15 protein-coding genes are annotated in these 17,268 nt (G+C 66.9%); 8 read left to right on the top strand and 7 right to left on the bottom strand.

All coding sequences use genetic code 11. From position 1 onward, the window contains the following. Positions 1-107 precede the first annotated feature (107 nt). The gene (locus tag BZY54_RS05265) at positions 108-752 is read left to right on the top strand and encodes a hypothetical protein (RefSeq protein ID WP_086723360.1); all 645 of its coding nucleotides are present in this window, start codon (positions 108-110) and stop codon (positions 750-752) included. Between the two features lie 55 nt (positions 753-807). Then, positions 808-1,482 carry a TetR/AcrR family transcriptional regulator gene (locus BZY54_RS05260; protein ID WP_086723359.1) on the top strand — a complete coding sequence of 225 codons (675 nt, stop codon included), beginning with the start codon at positions 808-810 and terminating at the stop codon, positions 1,480-1,482. 85 nt (positions 1,483-1,567) lie between these two features. Here the strand turns inward: BZY54_RS05260 and BZY54_RS05255 are convergent, their stop codons facing one another. Genes BZY54_RS05255 through BZY54_RS05225 form a run of 7 tightly spaced genes read right to left on the bottom strand, consistent with a single transcriptional unit; the run spans position 1,568 to position 8,881 of the window. Next, positions 1,568-2,548 carry an NAD(P)H-dependent flavin oxidoreductase gene (locus BZY54_RS05255; protein WP_086723358.1) on the bottom strand — a complete coding sequence of 327 codons (981 nt, stop codon included), beginning with the start codon at positions 2,546-2,548 and terminating at the stop codon, positions 1,568-1,570. A 59-nt stretch (positions 2,549-2,607) separates the two neighbouring features. Continuing rightward, positions 2,608-3,366, bottom strand: coding sequence for an SDR family NAD(P)-dependent oxidoreductase (locus BZY54_RS05250; protein ID WP_086723383.1), 759 nt, complete (start codon positions 3,364-3,366; stop codon positions 2,608-2,610). Continuing rightward, entirely contained in the window at positions 3,363-4,673 is a 1,311-nt protein-coding gene (gene hisD / locus BZY54_RS05245) for a histidinol dehydrogenase (RefSeq protein WP_086723357.1), read from the bottom strand. The genes BZY54_RS05250 and hisD overlap by 4 nt, the downstream gene beginning before the upstream one ends. Before the next feature lie 50 nt (positions 4,674-4,723). Continuing rightward, on the bottom strand, positions 4,724-5,500 hold the full coding sequence (locus BZY54_RS05240) for an enoyl-CoA hydratase-related protein (RefSeq protein ID WP_086723356.1): 777 nt from the start codon (positions 5,498-5,500) through the stop codon (positions 4,724-4,726). Between the two features lie 6 nt (positions 5,501-5,506). Next, positions 5,507-6,010, bottom strand: a complete 504-nt coding sequence (locus BZY54_RS05235; protein WP_086723355.1) for a nuclear transport factor 2 family protein — start codon at positions 6,008-6,010, stop codon at positions 5,507-5,509. Continuing rightward, positions 6,007-6,879, bottom strand: a complete 873-nt coding sequence (locus BZY54_RS05230) for an SDR family NAD(P)-dependent oxidoreductase (protein ID WP_086723354.1) — start codon at positions 6,877-6,879, stop codon at positions 6,007-6,009. Before BZY54_RS05230 ends, BZY54_RS05235 begins: the two co-directional genes overlap by 4 nt. Positions 6,880-6,898: 19 nt before the next feature. Continuing rightward, positions 6,899-8,881: an NAD(P)/FAD-dependent oxidoreductase gene (locus BZY54_RS05225; protein WP_208640560.1), complete on the bottom strand. Its 1,983-nt coding sequence runs from the start codon at positions 8,879-8,881 to the stop codon at positions 6,899-6,901. Positions 8,882-9,294: 413 nt separating this feature from the next. On the opposite strand from BZY54_RS05225, the gene BZY54_RS05220 reads away from it, so the two are divergent. The 6 genes from BZY54_RS05220 to BZY54_RS05195 all read left to right on the top strand — a co-directional run bounded on the left by BZY54_RS05220 (position 9,295) and on the right by BZY54_RS05195 (position 17,160). Continuing rightward, positions 9,295-10,167 (top strand): crotonase/enoyl-CoA hydratase family protein, encoded by an 873-nt coding sequence (locus tag BZY54_RS05220; RefSeq protein ID WP_086723352.1) that lies wholly within the window; start codon positions 9,295-9,297, stop codon positions 10,165-10,167. 86 nt (positions 10,168-10,253) lie between these two features. After that, positions 10,254-11,936, top strand: a complete 1,683-nt coding sequence (locus tag BZY54_RS05215; RefSeq protein WP_208640559.1) for a class I adenylate-forming enzyme family protein — start codon at positions 10,254-10,256, stop codon at positions 11,934-11,936. 477 nt (positions 11,937-12,413) lie between these two features. Next, complete coding sequence (locus BZY54_RS05210; protein ID WP_086723350.1) at positions 12,414-13,433, top strand: cyclase family protein; 1,020 nt, start codon at positions 12,414-12,416, stop codon at positions 13,431-13,433. Positions 13,434-13,640: 207 nt separating this feature from the next. Further along, on the top strand, positions 13,641-14,336 hold the full coding sequence (locus BZY54_RS05205) for an SDR family NAD(P)-dependent oxidoreductase (protein WP_208640558.1): 696 nt from the start codon (positions 13,641-13,643) through the stop codon (positions 14,334-14,336). Position 14,337: 1 nt separating this feature from the next. Further along, positions 14,338-14,820 carry a nuclear transport factor 2 family protein gene (locus BZY54_RS05200; protein WP_086723349.1) on the top strand — a complete coding sequence of 161 codons (483 nt, stop codon included), beginning with the start codon at positions 14,338-14,340 and terminating at the stop codon, positions 14,818-14,820. A gap of 951 nt (positions 14,821-15,771) precedes the next feature. Further along, positions 15,772-17,160 (top strand): MFS transporter, encoded by a 1,389-nt coding sequence (locus BZY54_RS05195; protein ID WP_086723348.1) that lies wholly within the window; start codon positions 15,772-15,774, stop codon positions 17,158-17,160. Positions 17,161-17,268 lie beyond the last annotated feature (108 nt).

Below are 17,268 nucleotides of genomic sequence, written 5' to 3'. Positions count from 1 at the left end.
CTGGTGGCATCGTCTGCCGCCGTGACACTATGCTCGCGTCAGACCGGCGTCAACTAGTGTGTTGACAGTTCGGCGGAAGGTTTTTCCGGGTCGACCGAGAGGGCCACATGATCAGCCAATCCATAATCGACGCACAGGTCGCCGCGCTCCTCGAAGGCGTCCCTGACGGCGCTGATCTGGATGAGCAGCAGGTGATCTTGATCAACTACGCACTGCGTGCCGGGGCCGCCGCCCTCGACCCGGCGGGCGCCCTGGAATGGCAGAACCGGGCACTGGCGGCCGGCATCAGCGGCGAGCAGTTGCACGAGGCCGTCACGTTGATGTCCAGCATCGGCGTCCATACCTTCTTCGAGTCCTCCCGGCAGCTGGCTCGGGCCGCCGTCCCACCGGAAGACTGGGGACCGCTCGACGAGGAACGCCAGCAACTGTGGGACAAGTACGTCGGGTCCAGCACCTACTGGACCGCGATGGAGGAGGAGATCCCCGGATTCCTGGAATCGCTGCTGCGGATGTCGCCGCTGGTCTTCGGAGAGTTCATCAGGTACGTCGGGATCCCCTTCCGGACACGCCTCTTCTCGAACCTCACCAAAGAGCTCATCAGCATGGCCGCCGACGCCTGCCCGGCGCACCAGTACCTCCCCGGGATGCGGATGCACCTGAAGAACGCGATCCGCGGCGGTGCAGGCAGACTGGCAATCGAACACACCATGCGCATCGCGGCGCAGTCCCCCGGACACGTCGGCGTCGCATGACCTACATGGACACTGGAGTCCTGGTGCAAGACCAGGCCATCGAAGAGGAGGCTTCATGAGCCGGCCGTCATCCAGCCGCATCGGAAAGCGCCGGGCCGCTGCGCTCTCGGGAAACGGCGCCGAGTACGCAGCGAAACGCGCTGAGCTCGTTCAGGCCGCGGCTGAGGTGTTCAGGGAAAAAGGCCTCGCGGCTGCGACGTTGAACGACATCGCGGCGAAACTCGGCATGGACCGCGCCACGCTGTATTACTACGTCGGCAGCAAGGACGAGCTCTTCCAGGAGTGCGTCACCGAGACGGTGGTACTCAATCTCGCGCGGGCCAAGGCGATCGTCTCGGAGGACATCTCGCCGCGGGAAAAGCTCCAACGGCTCATTGCGATGCTCATCAACTCCCAGGTCGAGCACTATCCGTACATGTCCGTGTACATGCAGGAGGACATGCACAAGGCCAGCGCCCAGGACACGAAGTGGGCACAGCAGATGGTCGAGAACACGCACCGCCTGGAGCGCTACTTCATCGACACGATCGCCGACGGCATGGAAGCGGGAATCTTCCGCTCCGATTTGTCTAAAACACTGATCGCCAACGGCCTGTTCGGCATGACCCAGTGGACCCACCGCTGGTGGGTGCCGGTCGGGGGACAGAGCCGGTACTCGGCCGACGATCTGATCCACGTGTTCACCTCCGTCCTCCTCGACGGCATCGAAGTCGACGACGACAAGCGCTGACGACAAGCGCTCCTGACCCAGGTCAGGAGCGCTCGGCCGGCCCTGCCGCTCGGAGGCGCCCCGGGCGCGCCCGAGCGGCAGCAGGTCAGTACCGGATCGTCGCGGGCAGACGCTTCGCGATGATTTCCTCGGCATCCGCCACGATGGTGTCGACCACTTCCTTGCAGGTCGACACGGCATCGATCAGCCCCTGTGCTTGACCGGCCCACCACAGCCCGTCGTCCATGTCTCCCTCGGCCAGCACCCGCGCCCGCCCGCGGGCCCCCGAGGCCAGGTGGGCGATGTCCTCGAATGTGGCTTCTTCCCGGCGCTCGATCTCAAGGATCTGCGTCGAGACCGCGTTCCTGGCGACGCGCGCGCTGTTGCGGAATTTACGGAAGACGACGTCGGTATCGCGTTCGGTGTTCGCGACGATCTGATCCTTCACGTTCCGGTGGACCGCAGCCTCCTCGGTCGCCACGAACCGGGTGCCCATGTTGATGGCATCGGCGCCCAGCGCCAGTGCTGCGGCGAGCCCGGAGCCGGTAGCGAATCCTCCGGACGCGATGATCGGCAGTTCGACCTTGGCGCAGGTCGCGGGAATGAGCACGAGTCCGGGCACGTCGTCCTCGCCAGGATGGCCGGCGCACTCGAACCCGTCGACCGAGAGCGCGTCGACTCCCAGCCGCTCGGCGCTCACTGCATGGCGTACCGCCACCACCTTGTGAATGACCTTCACACCGGCTGCCTTCAGGGCAGGCAGGTGAGGAGCCGGATTGGAGCCCGCGGTCTCCACGACGCGAATCCGGTTGTCGATGATGACATCCCGGTACTCGTCGTAGGGGATCGCCCGCATCGACGGCAGGATCGTCAGGTTGACGCCGAAGGGACGGTCGGTCAGCGAACGAGTCCGCCTAATCTCCTCGTCCAGCTGAGCGGGGGTGGGCTGGGTATGGGCGGACAGAAAGCCGAGCGCGCCGGCATTGGCGACAGCGGCGATGAGCTCGGCGGTGCCGACGCCGGTCATCCCGCCGCACACAATGGGATGGTCTACTTCGAACTCGCGGGTGAATTTGGTCGACAACATGCAGAGTCCTTCGAGCTGTGGATCGGGCGACCGTCACCGGCCGTATGGATGCGAAAGGATCAGCGGGCGATCATGCCGGCGGACAGGTCGATGTCGGCTCCGCAGAGCCCGGGCATCTGCAGCATCGCGACCGAAGCGAGGCCGACCTCGTCCTCGGTGACCATCCGCCGCAGCGCGGAGCGGGAGACGAACTCGTCCTCGGCGGCCTCGACGGTAATGCCTAGGCTCTGCGCCTCCAGCCGGAAATTGCGGCTCATCCTGGGACCGTCCACCGGTCCTGGGGACAGGGTGTTGACATTGATACCGAGCGGCCCGACCTCGTGTGCCAGGGTGGTGGTCAACCCAATCACCGCCATCTTCGAGGCCGTGTAGGGCGTGCGACGGGCGAGCGGACGTTTCCCGCTGACCGAGGCGAGGTTGATGATGTCGCCTTCGCCGCGCTCGATCATGGCGGGCAGGAACGCCCGGCACATCAGGTAGATCCCGCGCACGTTGACCGCGAAGACCTCCTCCCATGCGTGCGGTTCGATCTCCCACAGCGGGGCGACCGGCCCGGCGATGCCGGCGTTGTTGACGAGGATCGAGATCCGCTCGTCCCGCAGCCGCGCCACCAGTTCGGAGACGGAGTCAGGGTCGGCGGTGTCGACGGTCTCGACCCTGGTCGGCCCGGGGATGGAAGCCGCAGTCTCCTCCAGCTTGTCTCGTCGGCGTCCGGTGAGAACCACCAGTCCGGCACCGGCTGCGGACAGGTGCCGCGCGATGGCGCGGCCCAGTCCGTTGCCGGCGCCGGTCACCAGCGCCTTTCGTCCGGTGATCACAGGCCGGCCGGCGCCCACGGCAGGGGCGCATCGGCGTACTTGTGGGCCCGCACGTCACCGGAGCGGGCGTGGCCCTCGAACTGCTCCACCCGGGCCGCGCGGCCGCAGAGTTCGCCGAGGGCCGCGCTGGAGGTGGTGTCGGTGACCTCTTGGTAGGTGACCGTCTTGAGGTACTTCCCAACCCAGAGGCCGCCGGTGTAGCGGGCCGCGCCGCGGGTCGGCAGGGTGTGATTGGTGCCGATGACCTTGTCACCGTAGGAGACACACGTGCCCTCGCCGAGGAACAGCGCCCCGTAGTTGCGCATCTTCTCCAGGGCCTCCCGTGGCTGCCGGGTCAGCACCTCGACGTGCTCGGAGGCGTACCGGTCGGCCAGCGCGTATGCGGCGTCCAGGTCGGCGACGATCACGACCTCGCCGTGGTCGCGCCACGCCGGCCCGGCGAAGTCGGCGGTGGGCATGTCGACGAGGATCTGCTCGATCAGCTTCAGCACCCGCCGGGCCAGCGGCTCCGAGGTGGTGATCAGCACTGCGGGCGAGTCGGGGCCGTGCTCGGCCTGACTCAGCAGGTCGACCGCGACGATGAACGGGTCGGCATGTTCGTCGGCGATCACCAGGATCTCGGTCGGGCCTGCGAACAGGTCGATGCCGACCTCACCGAACAGCTGCCGCTTGGCTTCGGCTACGAACGCGTTGCCGGGACCCGCGAGCAGGTCGACCTTGCCGATGGTTTCCGTGCCGATCGCCATTGCGGCGACGGCCTGCGTGCCGCCGAGCAGGAAGATCTCGTCGGCTCCGGCCAGATGCATGGCCGCGACCGTGGCTGCGGGGATCTGTCCGCGGATCGGCGGGGTGCACGTGGTGACCCGCTCGACACCGGCCACCTTCGCCGTGACGACCGTCATGTGGGCCGACGCCACCAGCGGATAACGCCCGCCGGGCACATAAGCGCCCGCGGCACTCACTGGCAGATTGCGCTGGCCCAGGAAGACACCGGGCTCGGTCTCGACCTCGAAGTCGTGCAGCGAGTCCCGCTGGTGCTGGGCGAAACGACGCACCCGGGCCTGCACGGCACGGATGTCCTCGATGGTCTGCGCCGGGACGGCCGCGACGATCTCCTCGATCTGCTCAGGACCGAGCTTGAAGCTGTCCGGCGACCAGCCGTCGAACTTCTCGGAATACTCGCGGACGGCAGCGTCGCCACGCTCACGAATGTCGGCGATGACGCCGGCGACGGTCTCGCGAACGGCATCCCGACGAGCGACGTCAGCGGCGGTCTGCGGAGCTGCTTTGAGATAGGTGGGTTCCATGACGGAGTCCTCTCGAAACTTCCGGGTCGCGGGGAAGGGGGACGAACGGCTCATCGACCGGTCCACTGGGGGGCGCGCTTCTCCGCGCGCGCGGTATTCCCTTCCTGCGCGTCAAGAGAATGGGCATAGGCCTCGATCGGCTCGTACCGCATGCCGAGTGCCGCGGGCAGTGGAAGATCCAGGCCCGTGAGCACGGCGTGCTTCGCCGCCTGCTGCGCCAGCGGCGAGGCCGTGGTCAGCTTCGCCGCCCAGGCGGCGGCGGCATCCGCGAGCTCCTCGAACGGCACAACCTGGTTGACCAGGCCGAACCGTTCCGCGTCGGCGGCCGACAGCCGCTCGCTGGTGAGGATCATCGCCATCGCCACCCGATACGGCAGCTGCCGGACCGCGCGATGCACGACGCCGCAGTCGCCGATGATGCCGGCCTTGATCTCTGGCAGCCCGAACTGAGCGTTGTCAGCGGCGACGATGATGTCGGCGCACATCGCCAGCTCGAAACCGGCGCCCAGGACATACCCCTGCACCGCGGCGATCAACGGCTTGGTGAGCCGCCGCAGCGGCCCGCCCACGCCGGTGAGCCCGCCACCGATCGCGAGACGGTCGGCCGAGGCAGCGGCGCCCCCGCTGATGTCGGCACCGGCGCAGAAGGCGCGCTCCCCCGCCGCCGCCAGCACGGCGACCCAGATGTCCGGGTCACGGTCGATCTCGTTCCACCGCTCGGCGAGCTCGTGGTCGAGGTCGTGGGAGATCGCATTGAGCACCCGGGGCCGGTTGAGGGTCAGGTACGCGACGTGATCGCGGACTTCGTACAGCAGCTGGTCGGACATGCGCACTCAGGCCTTCGCGTTCTTGCGCGGCGCCATCACCAGGGCGTGGGCCTTGGCGTGGTACTGCTCGGTGCCGGTGGTGAGCTGTTCACGGCGCTGGATCTTCCAGCCGTCCGCGGTGCGCTTGAAGACGTCGTGGTACTGGGCGTACACGATGCCATCGGGGCGCTCCCGGTTGTAGCGATGCCAGGCCAGCAGCACCGAGCGGACCTTGGCGGTGTCCTCGTCGACGAAGTCGATCGCGACATTGGAGACGTGGTGGCTCGTCCCGGCGAAGAAGCCGGCGATGCCGGTCTTCTCGTTGCCGAGCACCTCCAGGTACTCCTCCGGGCCCTTCGCGCCGTGGGACGGCCCGTAGGCCACGTACAGATCGTCGGTGAACAGGGGCAGCATCTTCTCTGGGTCCGCCGCGTCGAGATGGAACGCGTAATCGAAGATCACGCGCTGAATGTCGGCCTCGTCGGCCAGCCGCTGCACCACGGCCTGGATGTTGTCGGACGTGACCTTCACAGTTCCTCCTGCGTCCTCGTAGGGAAGGGGCTTGGTTGGGCAGGGGCGCCGGCACGCAGTTGCGCGAGCCGGGCCTCGATCTCGTCGTGCGGATACCGATGGGTAAGCACCGCCGGCTTGTCTTCCAAGACGGCGCCCACAACCAGCTCCCCGATCTCGTCGAGCGGTCGCGGGGCGGTGTGGAAGGGTTCCGGCCGGCTCGGCTGGTAGGCGATCACGCCACGGGCGGCGGAGCGTTCGGACTCCGGGCGCAGGCGTTCGCTGGTGACCAGGCGCGTGGGGATCGCTCCGGCATAAAGGACAGTGACGCCGAAGTCCTCTCCGTGGTCGGCGAGTTCGATGCGCAGCGCGTCGGACAGCGCGATCACCGCGGCCTTCGACGCCGCGTAGGCGGCGTGGCCGGGCATGACATCCAGCGCCGTGAACGACGCCGTGTTGACCATGTGCTTGTGGCCCGGCTGGGCGCGCATCCGGGGCACGAAACTGAGGATGCCGTGCACGACGCCGTGGTAGTTGACGCCCATGATCCATGCGAAGTCCTGGGCCGAGGCGTTCCAGCTTGCCCGGAAGGGCCGCATCGTCACCCCTGCGTTGTTGCACAACACGTCGACCTTGCCGTAAGTGCCGAACACGCGGTCGGCGAGGGCGTGGACGGAAGCCGCCTGTGCCACGTCCACTCCGATGCCCTCGGCCCGATGGCCGTTGCGCTGCATCCCTTCCGCCGTCGCCCGTGCGGCCGGTTGGTCTATGTCGGCGAGGACGACTTGCGCGCCGCGCTCGGCGAATGCCAACGCCATGGATCGGCCGACGCCGGTTGCGCCTCCGGTGATGACGACGACACTCGAGGCGTCGACTGTGATTGGCTGCATCTAGGTGCCTCCTCTCGAGTCATCCCACGGCGTCGGCGGCCGGGACGTAGGGGACCTGGTGGAGCGTGTAGTCGTCGAGGTTCGGAGTGCGAACCATCTCCCAGTACTCGACGTTGAGGAACGGCATCACGAAAATGACGCGTCCCTTCGAGTTGCGGTAGTAGGTCCCAAAACCCGGGTGGCTCCAGACGGTTCGGGCGTGCAGCTCGTCGACCATGTCGTTGTAGCGAGTGGTCGCCTCGTCGGTGGCGGCCATGGCGGTGACGCCGCGCCGGAACATCTCCGACAGCAGGTCTCGCAGGTAGCGCGCCTGCATCTCCATGAAGTACATGAAGCTTCCGCTTCCGGGCAGTGAGTGCGGGCCGCCGAGCATGAAGAAGTTCGGGAAGTGCGGAATGGAGACGCCGAGGTGGGCCCGTGGGTCGTCCTCGTCCCAGACCTCCCGCAGACGAATGCCGTGCTCGCCGTAGACGTCGACGGAACTCAGGAAGTGGGTGGCGGCGAACCCGGTCGCCCAGACGATCACGTCGACATCGATGTGTTCACCGGAAGCGACGGTCAGCCCCGACTCGTCGACCTCCGCGACAGCGTCGGCGACCAGGCTGACGTTGTCCCGCGTGAGCGTCCGGTACCAGCCGTTGTCCAGCAGCATGCGCTTGCCGAAGGGCGGGTATTCGGGGACTGCCTTCTCGATCAGGTCCGGCCGGCCGGCGAGCGCGTCCTGGATGTAGCGGGTGAGGAATTCGCGCTGACGGTCATTGCGGGCGTTCACCGAACGCTCGGGGTGCGCCCACTCGGGATCGATGCGCAACCGCTCGATGATCTTGTCGCCGTGCTGCCAGAACAGCCCGACCCAGTTCCAGGCGCGATACAGCGGGACGTGTGCCAGCAGGGTGCGCTGATTCGGGGAGATCGCCTGGCGGAACTGCTCGAACGGTGCCACCCACTGCGGGGAGCGCTGGACTATGTAGAGGTGCTCGACCGTCTTGGCGATCTCCGGAGAGATCTGCTGGCTGCTGGCGCCGGCCCCGACGATCGCGACCTTCTTGCCCGCCAGCGGGGTCCCGGCCTCCCACCGGCTGGAGTGGAACTGGACGCCCCGGAAGGTCTCCCGGCCCGGTACGTTCGGAATCGTCGGCTGGTTGAGAGAACCGACGGCGCTGATCACGATGTTCGCGACTTGGCGCTCGGTGGAGCCGTCGGCCGTGCGCGTCACCACGGTCCACAGGGCGGTGTCATCGTCGTAGTCAGCGCTGAGCACTTCGGTGCCGAATCGCACCCGTTCGCGGGCGCCCAGCTGATCCAGAACCTCGTTGAAGTACTGGTAGAGCTCGCCCTGGAGCTCGTAGTGCCGGCTCCAGTCGCGGTAGCTGAACGAGAACGAATACAGGTGGCTGGGCGTGTCGACGCCGGCACCCGGGTACCGGTTCTGATGCCAGACGCCACCTGCCTCGGTCTCCCGCTCGAACACCGTGTAGTCGATGCCCAGCTGCTGCAGGATTCGGATTGCGGCCAGCCCTGAGACGCCCATGCCGATGACGACAGCACGGAGGCCTCCCGGCGCCTGCGCCCCGGACCATTCACCGATCTCGCCGACAGGCGAGGTACGGCGATGCAGTTCCTCGCCGAAAATGACAGCGTGTCGGCGATCGATCTGCTCGCCGAGGAAGAAGCTGGCGGCCCGCATCATGGTGTCGGTGTCGGCCAGATCCACCGCCGGGGCCTCGCCGCGGAGCAGTGCGGCGATCGCCGGAACGGCCGCCTCGCGGATCTCGTCCTGCAGATGCTCGGGGATCCCGCCGTCCTCACGTGGGGCGACCCCCCGAACCTTTTCGGGCCGGTAGCGATCGTCCAACCACTTCTCATCACCTGTGACCTGGTAGACGACCATGAGCAGCACGGGGACCGACGCGTCCTGAACCGCTTCCCGGATGGCGTCGACCGATAGGTCACCCACCACCGCAGCCGGATTCTCCTCGGGACTCGGAACCTTGATATTCACGCTCACCTCTTCCTTGCGCGGCCGTCGACGTCGGCAGTCAACACTAGCGTTGATAGATTGGTCAACACCCATGTTGACTTACTTGGAAGTGCTCGGCATCGCCGCGGCCATCAAGGCGGCTAACACCCATCCCGCCACCCAGGCAGCGGACTTGGGCGCCGCGGGCGGTCGTCGATTCACTTGTCGCCGCCGGAAGCGGCGTCGCAGGGAGCGGCAGCCGGTGGAACCGGCAGCAGCCCCGTCCGGTCCACACCAAGGAGGTGAATCGACCGCCGCAGCCACCGCCGCGTGCTTGCGGGCCGTCCAGCGCATCACACGCAGGCCCGAAGGGTGGGTACCGACCCCAACCCTTGTCAACAGCTACGTTGACAGCTACCGTCCTGCCCTGCAACCCGGCGACGACGGAGGTTCGAATGAGTTACGAGACCCTGCTCTGGGATGTCGACGATGACGGGGTCGCCACCCTGACCCTCAACCGGCCGGACTTTCTCAACGCGTTCACCGTGACGATGGCGCGCGAACTCGAGCACGTCTTCCTGACCGACGCTCGCGACGACGACGTCCGCGCCGTGGTCGTCACCGGCGCGGGCCGGGCGTTCTGTGCCGGCATGGACCTCGCAGTGGAGGGCAATGTCTTCGGGCTCGACGAGTCCCTCGCGCCGACGCCGGAAGAGCTGCGCGCGCATCTCGACGAGCAGCCCTACAGCGACCACGTACGCGACACCGGTGGACGCGTCACGCTCGCCATACACGCGCTGCCCAAGCCCGTCATCGCGGCCATCAACGGACCGGCCGTCGGCATCGGCGCCACCATGACGCTGGCGATGGACCTGCGTCTCGCCTCGGCCTCGGCTCGCATCGGCTTCGTCTTCGGGCGTCTGGGCATCGTGCCGGAGGCCTGCTCGAGTTGGTTCCTTCCCAGGGTCGTAGGATTGCAGCAGGCCCTGGAATGGATCTACTCGGCCGACGTCCTCACCGCCGAGGAGGCTCTCCGCGGCGGGCTCCTCCGGTCCACCCACGCACCGGAGGATCTGCTCTCCACGGCCCACAGGCTGGCACGGTCGTTCGTCACCAATCGATCGCCGGTCGCCCTGGGCCTGGCCAAACAACTCCTGTACCGGAACAGCGCCAGCTCGCACCCGCTCGAGGCCCATCTTTCGGACTCCCTGGCGATGTTCTACTGCTCCATCGGCGACGGCAAGGAGGGAGTCGCGGCCTTCTTGGAGAAGCGCACACCGTCCTTCAAGGGCCGCGCGTCCGCGCTGCCCCGGATCTTCCCCGAGTGATCTGACTTGATGATCACTCCGTCACCTGAGCAAGACGTAACACGCCGTCATCGGCTACGCGCCAGACAGTTCAAGGGAGAATGTCTGTGAACTTCGAGCAGGTCTACAGCGAGGCCATCCCTCTCGCGGACCTTCTGGTCAGGTCCGCGGGCCGGTTTCCCGACCGGGTCGCGCTGGTCGTGGCAGAGGAGTCGCTGACCTACACGGAGCTGCTGGCGCGCAGCGCGGAGGTCGCGCGCGGCCTGGCGTCGCTGGGCGTCGGCCGGGGGGACAACGTCGGCGTCCTGGCGCCCAACTCGCAGGAGTTCGCCGAGGCCGTGTTCGGAATCGCGCTGCTCGGAGCCGTCGTGGTGCCGCTCAACGTCCGGCACCGCAGCAGCGAGCTGGGATACGTCATCGACCACGCCGAGCTCAAGGCCATCGTGACGACCGACCGCATGGCATCGCGCACCGACCTGCGGCAGGTCCTGCGCGATGCCATACCGGGCCTGGACGCAGCCCCCGGTATCGGACCGCTGCTCATACCGAGTGCGCCTCATCTTCGTCACATCGTCGTGCTCGGCGGCAAGAGCACGCCGGGGTTCGTCGGCGATGAGGAGTTCCGGCGGGCGGCCGCCGCGGTGCGCGACGCGGTCGTCGAGACCCTGCGACACCGGGTTCGCGTCCGGGACTGCGCCATGATCCTCTACACCTCCGGGACCACGGCTCACCCCAAGGGCTGCATGATCACCCATGAGGCCGTGACCAGGGCTCCCGTCGGCCGCACGAACGCGGCCATTCCGCGGCCGTGGCGAGGCGATCCGGAAGTGGTGTGGTGCCCGGCACCGTTCTTCCACATCGCCGCTTTCCAGGGACTGATCTGGTGCCTGGCCCAGGGCGGCACCATGCTCACCGACGTCCACCTCGACGGCGAACGGGCGTTCCGGAGCGTCCGCGACTGGCACGCGACATCGCTGTGGCCGATGTTCATGGCTCCGCAGACCGCCTTGATGGAGGCACCGGGATTCCATCCGGAGGAACTGCCCCACGTGAGGTCGATCGTCACCGTTGGCGCTCCGAACGAGTTCACGGCATTGCAGGAGGCCTTTCCGCAGGCGCTCTTGATCAACGGCTCCGGCATGACGGAGATGACGGGTCACTTCTGTCTGACATCTCCCTCGGACAGCCTCGAGATCCGGGCCACCACCTCGGGACGGCCGGTCGCCGGCGCAGAAGTGCGGATCGTCGACTCCGAGACCAACGAGGATCTGCCCGATGGCGAGCTCGGAGAACTCCTCGTGCGCGGCTACTCGATGATGTCCGGCTACTACCGTGACCCCGAGCGCACGGCCGAAGCCATCGATCACGATGGCTGGCTCCACACCGGCGACCTGTTCCGCAGACTGGCCTCCGGCCATCTCCGGTTCGAAGGCCGGCTCAAGGACATGCTCAAAGTCGGTGGCGAGAACGTACCGGCCATAGAGGTCGAATCCTTCCTCAAGCGCCACCCCTCCGTTCTCAACGCCGAGGTGGTGGGGCGACCCGACGCCCGGCTCGACGAAGTCCCCGTCGCCTTCGTCGAGCTTCGGCCAGGAACACAGGTCAGCGAGGAGGAACTGGTCCAGTTCTGCGTCGGCCGGCTCGCCTCGTTCAAGATTCCCCGAGCGGTCTACTTCAAGGCAGCAGACGAGTGGCCGATGTCGGCGACAAAGGTCAACAAGGTCGCACTTCGCCGTGAAGTCCTCGCGCTGGTCACGGACATGTCCTACACCACAACAGGGCGCGGTTGATCAATCGGTGAATCACGGCGTGCGACTCGGCCGGCCCACCATGCGATCGTGAGCGAGGGGGAAGTGCCGCGTTCGGCCCCACGGCGGCCGCCCTCGCACGCGGCCGGTACCCCGCTGCGAGCTGTGCCCGACGACCTCGCCAACCGTCGCGGCTCCCCGCTCCTCGGCCCCACTCCGGGCCTGTGGGACGGCTGCGGCCGTCCCACGACGACATCACCGTGCACCGGCACGCCGACGGCCACGACTCCGCCACGTCACGCGTCTCGCTCGCCGGGCACGGCCTGTCTACCTTACTTCTCAGGGCAGGGAATTCTGCATGCCAAAAAGGACTTCATATCAATGTCAACGTTGGTGTTGACACTGCGAGATTGAGCACTGCATGCTGGCTCAGGCATCTGCAAGTGACGCCGATCAGATCGCAGCCATTCACGAGGCTCAATCGCGATCCGGAAATTCGGAAAAGGCACGGAGAAGGCCATGGGACGCAAAGAAGCGGGTTCCTACCACCCGCGCAAGTGGACGCCGCCGACCTACACGGTTGACGAGGACGGAAAGGTCGTCGGGGGCTACCGGCCCGCCGGGCTCAACAACTGGGGCCGATGGGGCGACGATGACACACGAGGCACGGCGAATCTCATCACCCCGGAGGTTGTAGCGGACGCCGCACGCCTCGTCAGACGAGGAAAGGTCATGTCCCTGGCGTTGCCGATCGCCGACGACGCTCCACGCTGGGCAGGTCGGCGGGCGCCGTTCCACTACTTCACCATGACCGGCTCCGACGCGGTCGCGGGCATGCCGTACTGGGATATCGAGCCGGGCGTCACCTTCACCGACGACTACATGGACATGGCTCTACAGTGCTCGACCCAGTGGGACGGCCTTGGGCACTGGGCGTACAACGATGTGCTCTACAACGGCTATTGGGTGGGCAACATCACCTCTGCAGGATCGCGAGACCTGGATGTGGCGGCGATGAAGGAGAGCTTCGTCGGTCGAGGAGTTCTGGTCGACATGCCCGGTCACCTCGGCGTAGACGCCGTTGCGCCCTCCACCCCGATCACTGCCGAAATGGTCGACGCCGCGCTCGAGGCGCAAGGCGTCGAGGTGCGCAGCGGCGACATGGTCCTGGTGCGCACGGGTCACCTCGGTCGCTGGTACGGGCTGACCGACGACGCGGCGCGCAAGGAATGGTTCACAGCGGTGCCCGGCATGTCACGCGACATCGTCGAGTGGGCACACACGCACAACATCGCCGCCCTCGCCATTGACACGATGGGAGTCGAGGTCGTCCCCAACGAGCAGCCGGCCGATCGGCCGCACCCGGTTCACCATGCCGCTCTCGTCGACCTCGGACTGACGCTCGGCGAGCTGTGGTGGCTCGAAGATCTTGCCCAGGAGTGCGCAGGTGACGGCCGCTATGAGTTCCTACTCAGTGCGCCCCCTCTCAACATCCCGGGCGCAATCGGTTCGGTGCTGAACCCGATCGCGATCAAGTAGATCGGCACGGGCGTGATTTTCGTGCCTGACTGGGGCGCCGGGAGGCGATGCGCAGGCCACGATGGTCGCGGAGGATGACCGCTACCACGCCTGCGCGGCGAATAGGCCGCTTTGAATGCTCACGCAATGCAACATCGACGACGCCTCCGTGGCCTGGACGGCGGAGAACGATTACATGGCGCACCAACTGGAACTATGGGGAGTGGAATGATGGCCGTCGCACCTGCGAACCGCACAGCCGTTGTCACCGGCGGAGCAAGCGGGATCGGCGCGGCCTGCGCCGATCGGCTTCGTAAAGAGGGCGTGCGCGTACTCACCCTCGACCGCGCGTCGTCCGCAGACCTGGTGGTCGACATCACGGACGCCGCGGCGGTTGCCGCAGCCGCCGCGGAGACAGGTCCGGTCGATGTGCTCGTCAACTCGGCCGGAATCGTCGGCCCGAGCCTGTCGTTCCTTGAGACATCGCTTGACGACTGGCGACGGGTGATCGAGGTCAATCTCTTCGGGACCGTCAACTGCATGCAGGCGTTCGTCCCGGACATGGTCGAACGTGGCTGGGGAAGGGTGGTGAACATCGCGAGCGTCGCAGGCAAGGAGGGCAACCCCTCCATGTCCGTCTACTCGGCGAGCAAGGGCGCGACGATCACTCTGACCAAGGCGGTCGGGAAGGAGCTCGCCACCACCGGCGTCATCGTCAACGCCGTGGCACCAGGGAACATCCTCACGCCGATGAGTGCCGACACACCCCCGGACGTCCTGGAGCGCTATATCAGTCTTATCCCGATGGCCCGGCGAGGGCAGGCGTCCGAGGTGGCGGAACTCGTCGCTTGGCTCGCCTCTGAGAAGGTGACGTTCTCGACGGGCTCGGTCTACGACATCAGCGGTGGTAGGGCGACTTACTGACATGACCGAATCGAATCGGAGCGACTTGGAACGACGCCTGCGGCAAGTCGAGGACCAGCTGGCGATCTACCAGCTGATCAGCGCCTATGGACCACTCGCCGACGGCAATCTGCACGACGAGGCTGCGTCTCTCTGGACAGAGGACGGCGTGTACGACATCGACCTCGGCAGGTTCGAGGGTCGCGAGGCCATCGCGGGCTTCCTTCGTGGTGAGCTGCATCAGACGCTCACGACACACGGATGCTCGCACATCCTGTCGCTGCCGCACGTCGTCCTGGGCGAGAACGAAGCCGTCGCGACCAACTACTCGCAGACGATCGTGTTGAGCGATGACGGCCGGTTCGGCGTCTTCCGCGCGGTGATCTCGCGGTGGGAGTTCGCGCGGACTTCCGAGGGATGGAAGGTCACGGCCCGCTACAACCAGGCGATGAACGGTTCCACCGCCGCTGCTGCACTGACGAGGAGGGTTCAGGACGCATCCTGACCTAACCCAGGTTCTCGCCGGGCCGACCATCCCAATCGTCCACGCCGGGATGCCCCAGCTGAGTGCCGGCGGTCGCGTCCTCACAGCAGCGTACGAGAGCTCAACGAGGTGACGGTCGTGCGGTGATCTCATGCTGCGTCGCCGGCGGAGGTCTTGCAGATACGCGGGCCGCGGGCTCATGGTGAAGCCGCGTGAGGCGCGGCCCAGGACGGCCCAGGACTAGAGGGCAGGAGCACTCGTCGGTTGCCGTCGGATGAGCCTCACCGGCGGCGGGTGTCGCGGAAGGTCCGTTCGGTTCGGAGCGCAGTTCCTTGTCCGCGTATGATCGACGCGGACCTGTGCGGGTCGCCCCTGACCAAGGGCACCCGGCTGCGCGAGCCCTACCGGCTGGTCCCCACACTCACAACTCCCGCCTGCACCGGGCAGAAGCACCCAGGAGATGCGGGCGCTGCTCACCATAGACCAGGTCATGTGCACCGCGACGACCGGCGCGACCGGGCACCGTATCGACGCCAACCGGGTGGGTCCTCGTCGGCACACACTCCGGTCAGGGCCGCCCTCTTGAGACGCGCCACGGGTCGGCAGACCAGCAGGCGATTCGGGCGCGGTGAACGGGCCAGGCAGCGACAGGGCGAACGCCATATCGTTCAAACCCAGTGTCATCACCGCCTTCAGGAAATCTGCGCCGGCACGCTCGGCCGCCCGTTCACTGATGAGTACATGTCCGCCGGGAACAGCGCCCCCGGTGCTCGGCCGGAAACGCGAACGCACTCCCGATCGGCATCAACTCGTGTTAGTTCTTCCATATTTCCGTCCCGACCGTCCCTGGCCCGTTCCCCCGCACCCACGAAATGATCCCGGCGCCACGGCGTACGCAACGGCCAGAAATTCCGTATCCACGCGTTCTCTGCCGCGCCCTCAGGGCGGTGGCCACCATGAGGAGGTTCCTGAATGGCCAGGAAACCTGCACCGCAAGCGTCTCCTGACACGCCGACCGATACGGCTCGCCGAAGGCTTGTCGGCGGATCCATCGGCACCCTCGTCGAGTGGTTCGACTTCCTGGTGTACAGCCTTTCCACGCCAGTTCTGGCCAGGCTGTTCTTTCCGGAGGTCGATCCGGTCGCCTCGCTCCTCGCCACGCTCGCCGTGTTCGGTGTCGCCTTCTTCATGCGGCCGCTGGGCGGGGTGCTGTTCGGCTACCTCGGTGACCGGTGGGGTCGTATTCGGGTCCTGTCGATCACCATCCTGATCATGGGTGGGGCCACCTCTCTCATCGGGCTCCTGCCGACGTACGCCGGTGTGGGTGTCGCCGCCCCCGTCCTGCTCGTCGTCTGCCGAATGCTGCAAGGCTTGTCGGCGGGTGGAGAGCACAGCGGAGCGCTGACCTACGTGCTCGAGTCCGCGCCGGACGGCAGGCGGGGCCGTTGGATCGGTGTCGTCTTCGCTTGGTCCTTCCTGCCCAACGCCATCATGGGCGGCATCGTCCTGGGCCTGCGCGGAATCTTCGGCGAGGAGGCGTACCAGGAATGGGCATGGCGCCTGCCTTTCCTGCTCGGTGGCGTGCTCGCAGGGGTGGGGCTCTGGCTCCGCCGCCGGCTCTCGGACCCGGAGCTCTTTGTCGAGGCGGCGGCCAAGAGGGAGCAAGCCGCGCCGCGGGCGAACCCGCTCAAGACCGTGCTCACACAGAGCCCGGGCTCGGTCGTGCGGGTCGTGCTGATGAGCGCACCCCAGCTGATCACGGCGTGGATGATCATCGGCTTCATGTATACCTACATGGTCACCATTGTGGGGATGGAGGCTGGCCCGGCGCTCGTTTCGAACGCGATCGCCGCCTTGACGATCACCCTCGCCACTCCCTTCTCCGGTGCCCTGGCCGATCGAATCGGCCGCAAGCCGGTGATGTTCGTCGGCCTGGTGTGGTCGATCGTCTCGTCGTACCCGGCCATGGTCCTCGTCGGCCGGGGAACCTTCACCCAAGCGCTCATGGGGCAGCTGCTGCTTGGGATGGGCGTGATCCTCTTCTGCCCCGGATCGCTGGTCACGATGCTCGAGCTATTCCGCACCTCGGTCCGCTATTCGGGCCATGCTCTGTCCTACGCGGCCGGCGCGGCGATCTTCGGAGGCACCTCTCCCCTGCTCGCCGGTGTCCTCGTGACCCGCATCGGCCCGACCGCTCCGGCGTTCTACATCATCGCCGCAGCCGTGCTGGGTCTGGCCGTGGTCTCGCTCACCCCGGAGACCGCACGCATCCAGCTGCGCGACAAGGAAGCGGAGCACTCCTCGGCAAGCGAGACCCCCCAGGATCTCGCCGTCGCCCCGGCGCGCGAAGAGCGGCACTGACCACGGCGCCGTCGGGCGCCACGAGTCGGCTTTCGGCTCCACCTCCTGGCAACGCTCGTATCCTCCGGCCGGCGCGCACCGCCCGCCGCACCGCCCGTGCACCGTGCA

This window comes from Streptomyces carpinensis, from assembly GCF_002154505.1.
In the GTDB taxonomy this organism is placed as follows: Bacteria; Actinomycetota; Actinomycetes; order Streptomycetales; family Streptomycetaceae; genus Streptomyces; species Streptomyces carpinensis.
This window is presented reverse-complemented; position numbering and strand designations above follow the sequence as displayed.

Coding starts and splice junctions, on each gene's coding strand:
- BZY54_RS05230 (WP_086723354.1), bottom strand. CDS start 6,879: ATGCAGCCAATCACAGTCGACGCCTCGAGTGTCGTCGTCATCACCGGA.
- BZY54_RS05195 (WP_086723348.1), top strand. CDS start 15,772: ATGGCCAGGAAACCTGCACCGCAAGCGTCTCCTGACACGCCGACCGAT.
- BZY54_RS05220 (WP_086723352.1), top strand. CDS start 9,295: ATGAGTTACGAGACCCTGCTCTGGGATGTCGACGATGACGGGGTCGCC.
- BZY54_RS05240 (WP_086723356.1), bottom strand. CDS start 5,500: ATGTCCGACCAGCTGCTGTACGAAGTCCGCGATCACGTCGCGTACCTG.
- BZY54_RS05205 (WP_208640558.1), top strand. CDS start 13,641: ATGATGGCCGTCGCACCTGCGAACCGCACAGCCGTTGTCACCGGCGGA.
- BZY54_RS05260 (WP_086723359.1), top strand. CDS start 808: ATGAGCCGGCCGTCATCCAGCCGCATCGGAAAGCGCCGGGCCGCTGCG.
- BZY54_RS05210 (WP_086723350.1), top strand. CDS start 12,414: ATGGGACGCAAAGAAGCGGGTTCCTACCACCCGCGCAAGTGGACGCCG.
- BZY54_RS05255 (WP_086723358.1), bottom strand. CDS start 2,548: ATGTTGTCGACCAAATTCACCCGCGAGTTCGAAGTAGACCATCCCATT.
- hisD (WP_086723357.1), bottom strand. CDS start 4,673: ATGGAACCCACCTATCTCAAAGCAGCTCCGCAGACCGCCGCTGACGTC.
- BZY54_RS05200 (WP_086723349.1), top strand. CDS start 14,338: ATGACCGAATCGAATCGGAGCGACTTGGAACGACGCCTGCGGCAAGTC.
- BZY54_RS05265 (WP_086723360.1), top strand. CDS start 108: ATGATCAGCCAATCCATAATCGACGCACAGGTCGCCGCGCTCCTCGAA.